The sequence below is a fragment of the Arsenicibacter sp. R0_47 genome (genome assembly GCF_057652235.1).
On record NZ_JBYFCJ010000002.1, the window covers coordinates 427,663 to 434,556 of the forward strand.

Consider the following 6,894-nt stretch of genomic DNA (forward strand, 5'->3'; position numbering starts at 1 on the left):
GTAGCCCAAAGCGGAAATTCGGCGACGGTGAATGCGGCAGGGGCTTATTCGGTGGTGATTACCGGCAGCAACGGCTGCACGACTTCGGCGGCAACGACGGTATACAGGAACACGACTCCGCCAAGTCTGAGCATCACCCCATCGTTGGTGACGCTGACGTGTGCCAGTCCATCGGCGGTTTTATCGGTGGTCGGAACGGGTGATGCACGATGGTCAACGGGAGAAGTAAGTGCCGCCATTTCGGTATCGGTAGCCAATACCTACTCCGTGACACTAACCGGTGCGGGGGGGTGTACAGCGGTCGCCAATGCGGTGGTTTCGGCATTGCTACCGGCGTCAGCGACTGTGACTACCGGTGGTGCGTTAGGCTGCGGGGTAACGACCACCACGGTACGGGTGCAGGCATCGGGCGCCACGAGCTTTACGCTGCTGGGTCCTGCCGGTTACAACCAGACAAACAGCACCGGTGTCTTCAACGTCAATGTTGGCGGCAGCTACACGGGGGTTGCCGGTCAGTCAGGCTGCGTGGCGTCAAACACAGTCACGGTAGTTGAAGGCGGTGTGCAGCCGGTGATCAGCAGCGTGCAGGCATCAGGTACGCTGGGCAGCGGTGTCTGTTCGGTTTCGGTACAGAGTATTGGCTCCGGCGACCGGTACGTGCTGACGGGGCCGTCGGGGTATGTCTTTTCGGTAGTGTTCCGGACAGCGGGAGAGCGTACGGTAGTATTCCCGGATGTGGTCAAGCCGGGCACCTACACCCTGACGGTCTACAGCGGTAACTGCGTGGTGAGACAGACGGTTGCCGTGACCGGTACCGCCTGCCCATAAAAACCGTACGGGCGGCCCCACGTGGCCGCCGCACAGTTGCCACGTGGCTGCTTTTCCCTGGATAGTAGTTGAAAATAAGCACAGAACACAATATGTCAATAAAATGAAAGGATGCGTTTTTGTAGATAAACAGCCTGTCTGAAAAGCAAAAATGGCTTACTTTGCCGGTTAAAGGCAAAGTATGAAGCGTTTTGTTTACCTGTTTTTGTTGTTCCCGCTCCTGGCTATAGCACAGCCTAAAGGCTGGCAGGAGCTAACCATTTCCGACGGACTGTCGCAGGGGATGGTGTTTGATATGAAGCAGGACCGGAAAGGGTTTATCTGGGTAGCAACCAAAGATGGATTGAACCGGTATGATGGTTATAATTTTAAGGTATATACCCCTGACTCCTACAATGAATACAGTCTTTCTGAAGAAAACTGCACCTCGTTGCTGGTGGATCACCACGGTCGTCTCTGGGTTGGCACGTTCAGCCAGGGGCTTAATCTCGTAGATGTAAAAACTGACCGCTTCTACCATCTTAACATCCGTGATCAGACCGATGGCAATACCGGCAATTACGAAATACGATGGATGAGCGAAGACCCTGACGGACATCTGCTGGTTTGTACCAACAAAAATAAACTTTTTCGCATCACCCTGCCGCCTGCCTTGCAAACTGGTTTTCCGGCAAGTGCCAATTTTACCCGTGAGGTAAGAATTGAGCAGTTCAGCCTGCCGGCGAATGATTATAACGGGCAGGTGTATGTCAAGGTAACACACGCTGTTTATCACGCCAATGGACAAGCGACGTTGGGGTCAACCTTTGGCATGTATCGCTTCAACTGGCGTCATCCGGCTGGGCTGATACCGGTAAACCGGGTGATGAGTCCAGCCATGAATCTGGATGCCAGCTCAGACGCCGTCGGCGGAGGATACTGGTTTTCGTCTACCATCAGTGCTGTTCACGGGTGGTATAAGGGCGAACACAGGGTCATCCCGCTGCCGGCAATCAGCCGGAAAAGCCCTTCTAAAATCGTGTTTATCAACGCCGGTCAGGTCGCTGTTTTCTCCGGTGACCTGCTGTGGATTATGTCGCCGGCAGACTTGTTCCGGCAAACACGGCTGGACGCCGGGAATGCCATCGGGCGGTTGCCGCAATCTTATATCATTACCTCCCTGCTGGTGGATCAGACCGGATTGCTCTGGGTCGGTACCGCCGGGTACGGCTTACGGAAGTTCGACCCCGTCATGAGCGGATTCCGGTCTTTTTTACCGGGACGGTCGCTGTCTTATCTGATACAGGATCGCCAAAAACGCACTTATGTTCGTCAGGGGTATTACTTTGATGAAGTCGACTTCGCCAACAACCGGCTGGTGAATATGGAAGATCCGCCGATCGGGCTGCCGGTCCCGCTGAAACACTACATTGTTCAGGACCGGAAGGGCGATTTCCGGGTACTGATTGACGGAGACACCCCGGCACACTATGATCTGCTCGAATACAGCAGCGACTGGAAACTGCGGAAGCGGATTCCGGTGCCGGCCGGGATCCGTGCGGGGGAGTATGTGGGCACTTACGCGCTGGAAGACCGGCAGGGGCAGCTCTGGTTCGGGATGGCCAACGGGCAGATTATGCGCTTTAATCCGGTCACGGCTCAGTTCCGGGTCTACAGCTATGCGTCGCTGTTGCCTAAGGGCGGGGCTGTGATAGAAACCTATTACCTGCACATAGATCGCATCGGAACGCTTTGGATCTGCACGAACAAAGGACTAATCCGGGCGGAAAATCCGCTGCTAGCTCCCCGTTTTTCGGCTTATACCAAAAGTAAAACTGACCCCAATAGCCTTAGCCACGACGCTGTATCGTGTGCGGTAGATGATCCTTACGAACCTAACCAGTACCTATGGGTAAGCACCAAAGGGGGCGGTCTGAACAAACTGCATAAACAAACGGGCCATTGGAGTCATATAACCGAGGCCGATGGATTACCCAATAAAGTTGTGTACGGAATTTTGGTGGATGATTTCCGGAATTTCTGGTTGAGTACCAACCGGGGCGTCGCACGGTATAATCCACAGAGTCGTGTGTTCCACAGCTATACAAAAAGCGATGGGCTACAGGATGATGAGTTCAATACGGCTTCTTTTCTGAAGTTGCCGACGGGAGAACTGCTCTTTGGTGGTGTGAATGGGCTGACCGTCTTCAATCCGCGTGATATCCTGAATCGTACGGCAACACCGCCGGTGGTGCGGCTCATCGGGTTACTGGTGAATAATAAGCCGGTAAGACCGGGGGATGATACGGGGATTTTACCGGAAAACATTGCGTATACGCAGCGGATTGATCTGGATCACAATCAGGACATTCTGACGCTGGAATTCGGGTTGTCGGATTACCGGAACCCGGGAAAGAACCGCTACCGGTACCGGTTGGGCGGCGTCAACGCGCAGTGGGTAGAGTCGGGGGTAAACCGGTTTGCCAACTATACGCACCTTCCCGATGGGGCCTATACGTTCGAAATGACCGGATCTGCCGACGGAGAGGTCTGGAGTAAACCGGTAACCCTTCAAATCAGGGTACATCCGCCGTTTTACCGGACCTGGTGGGCGTACCTGTTTTATCTGGTTGTGATCAGTGTAGTGGTCTTACAGGCCTACCGCATCCAGACACAGCGGCTGTTGTTACAGCAACAGGTTGCGTTTGAGCAGCAGGAGGCCGGGCGGCTGGCCGGGCTGGATGCGCTGAAAACCCGCTTCTTTACCAATATTTCGCATGAGTTCCGGACACCGCTGACCCTGATTCTGGGGCCGTTAAGTAACCGCATTAATAAGGAGTTGAGCGACACCGAACTGTCGATGATGGAGCGCAACGGCCGCCGTTTACTGTCGCTGATAAATCAACTGCTCGATCTGAGTAAACTGGAGGCCGGCAACATGCAGGTCGATACTGTAGTCATGGATGTCGCGTCGTTGATCAGAACACTGGCCAGCTCGTATACGTCCATGGCCGTGAGTAAGTCAATCCGGTTTGCGTTTGATCAGCAACAGGCATCGTATTGGGCCTATGCCGACCGTGACAAGCTGGAAAAGATCCTGACCAACCTGCTGTCGAATGCCTTTAAGTTTACGCCCGCAGGAGGGATGGTCCGGATGGAAGTGGCCTACCCGCCGGAAAAACCCATGCTGGAACTGGTCGTTTCCGACACCGGCATCGGTATTCCGGCGGTGCAGCTGCCGCGGATTTTTGACCGGTTCTATCAGGCGGATGCGGGCGAGAGCCGGTTGTACGAAGGTACGGGGATCGGTTTGGCGCTGGTACATGAGCTGGTGACGGTACTGAAGGGGACGCTCAATGTGACGAGTACGGAGGGGCAGGGTACCAGATTCCGGGTAGTCCTTCCGCTAACGCCGGCGGTGGCTCCGGACGTATATGTACCGCCGGTATTGTCGGTTCAGCCGCAAGAAGCGTTATCCGGCCCGCCGGACTCCCTGTCTGAGGGTACGGCGCCGGCCAGTACGCCGCCGGAGAAAATCCTGCTGATTATTGACGACAACGCCGATATCCGGACGTATCTGCGGACGATTTTCGCAGACGACTATGTGATCATGGAAGCGGAAGACGGGCAGAAGGGGCTGGAGAAGGCTACCGACGTAACCCCCGATCTGGTCATCTGCGACCTGATGATGCCGCGGCTGGACGGCTTCGGCTTTTGCCGGATCATGAAAACGCAGGTGGCCACAAGTCATATTCCGGTGATGATGCTGACAGCGAAAGCGACCGTTCAGGACCGGATTGAAGGGTTTGGTTTGGGAGCGGATGAGTACCTCACCAAGCCGTTTGATGCCACCGAAATCCGGGTGCGGGTACGGAACCTGATCCGGCAGCGTGAGCGGCTGGGGCAGTACTTTCAGGAGCGGCTGGGTCTGACGATGGCACCGGCACCTGGTAATGAACAGTTGATCGCGACCGAAAATGACTTTCTTGAGCGGGTACAGACCATGGTGGACAGCAACCTGCCGGATAGTACGTTTGAGGTAGAGCAACTGAGTCAGAGCCTGAATCTGAGCCAGCGTCAGCTGGTACGGAAACTGAAGGCGCTGACGGGGCAGACGGCGGTAGAGTTTATCCGGAACCGCCGGCTGGATCGTTCGGCGCTGTTGATCCGGCAGGAGAATCTGAGTATTGCCGAAGTGGCATATCAGGTTGGTTTTGAGAGCCCGTCGTACTTCAGCCGCATCTTTCAGGAGAAATTCGGGGTATTGCCGTCGGCCTACTCCGGGGAGGAGTGGAAAAGGGTATAAGTGACTTTTTTGTTGGTTTTTGGATATTTAAGGTCCCGTTTGGGGCCATTTTTTTTGGCAAAAAATGCCGGATGTCCAAAATGAGCAAAAGAATGTCCGAAATGGGTTAACAGCGGAAGCGGGTTTCGGGGGATTTTTGGGATAGCTATTTCTCCGGAAAGGATTTCCCAAACCACTTATGCATTTATGAAAAATCATTACGCTTTACTGACCATGCAACGGCCGTCTGGCGGAGACCGATGCTTTCACCCGGCAGATTATCTATATCATTTTGTCCTTTCCCGGCGGATCTGCCCTGAGCCGGGAATCCTCAAAAAGTCCTTTATTAAACAGTCTACAAACCAGCGATAGTTAAACGCTTACTCAGTTCTAATGCTCATGATAAAAATATCTACCTGGTACAGCTTTCGCCATGTCATTGTTTTTGGCGTGATTTTATTTTCATTTGCTCTGTTTAGTACACCTGCCCGGAGTCAGGCCTTTGGCATTTCTACTGCCTACACTACAGGCGATAGCCCACGTTCAGTAGTGGTCGCTGATGTAAATGATGATGAAAAAAAAGAGATTATTACTGCCAATCCGGATAGCGATACTGTATCCGGGGGGGCAGGTGACGGGACAGGTAGTTTTGGCGTATCAACTACATTCGCCGTTGGGAATACCCCACGTTCAGTAGCTGTGGCTGATCTCAAGACGAACGGCAATCCTGATTGGATAAGTATAAATTCGGGGGGGGCAAATGTATCAGTCAACTGCCCTAGCCTTACGGTGAACACCCCGACGGTGACCACGATAACAGTCGGAGCGTATAGTCCTGTCGATTTTATCTGGTCCGTCACCGGATCCAGTACGTACTCGTTCACCTTTGGCGGTTTGCCGCCGGGATTAAGTGTGGTTACCGAACATGATAATTACCGGGAGATAAATGGCACACCTGTGCAAATCGGTGTGTTTCCGGTGAGTCTGACGGTAACGAATGGAGATGGTTGCTCGTTTGTTGCGCCGCCGTTCACTATTACCGTCAACTGCCCGAGCCTGACGGTGAACACACCGACAGTGACCACGGCGACAGTAGGTGCAGATGCGTTCGACACCTTTATCTGGTTCGTCACCGGTGAGGATACGTACTCGTTCACCTTTGGCGGTTTGCCGCCGGGATTAAGTGTCGTTACAGTGGCTGATAATTACCGGGCCATCGGCGGCAGACCAACCCAAACAGGGGCCTTTCCGGTGAGTCTGACGGTGACTAATGCATACGGCTGTTCATTGGTGGCGCCGCCGTTCACGATTACCGTCAACTGCCCTAGCCTGACGGTGAATACACCGACAGTGGCCACAGCGACGGTAGGTGCAGATGCATTCGACACCTTTGTCTGGTTCATCACCGGAGCTGATACATACTCGTTCAGCTTTGGCGGTTTGCCGCCGGGGTTAAGTGTCGCTACAGTGGCTGATAATTACCGGGCCATCGGCGGCAGACCAACCCAAACAGGGGTCTTTCCGGTGAGTCTGACGGTGACTAATGCATACGGCTGTTCATTGGTAGCGCCGCCGTTCACGATTACCGTCAACTGCCCTAGCCTGACGGTGAACACCCCGACAGTGGCCACAGCGACGGCGGGGATAGATCTATACAATGCCTTCGCCTGGTCAATCACCGGGGCGGATACGTACTCGTTCAGCTTTGGCGGTTTGCCGCCGGGATTAAGTGTCGCTACAGTGGCTGATAATTACCGGGCCATCGGCGGCAGACCAACCCAAACAGGGGTCTTTCCGGTGAG

At 54.2% G+C, this 6,894-nt stretch carries 3 protein-coding genes; all 3 read left to right on the top strand.

Annotated features, from left to right (window positions below; translation table 11 throughout):
- Nucleotides 1–828: hypothetical protein (locus AC23NW_RS05085; RefSeq protein ID WP_487448110.1), on the top strand; the 828-nt coding region annotated here is incomplete at its 5' end.
- A gap of 181 nt (nt 829–1,009) precedes the next feature.
- Nucleotides 1,010–5,113: an ATP-binding protein gene (locus AC23NW_RS05090; protein ID WP_487448112.1), complete on the top strand. Its 4,104-nt coding sequence runs from the start codon at nt 1,010–1,012 to the stop codon at nt 5,111–5,113.
- Between the two features lie 378 nt (nt 5,114–5,491).
- A partial coding sequence (locus tag AC23NW_RS05095) for an FG-GAP repeat domain-containing protein (RefSeq protein ID WP_487448114.1) occupies nt 5,492–6,894 on the top strand: 1,403 nt, incomplete at its 3' end.

Excerpts from the sequence above, each read along its gene's own strand:
- AC23NW_RS05090 (WP_487448112.1), top strand. The coding sequence starts at position 1,010 with ATGAAGCGTTTTGTTTACCTGTTTTTGTTGTTCCCGCTCCTGGCTATA.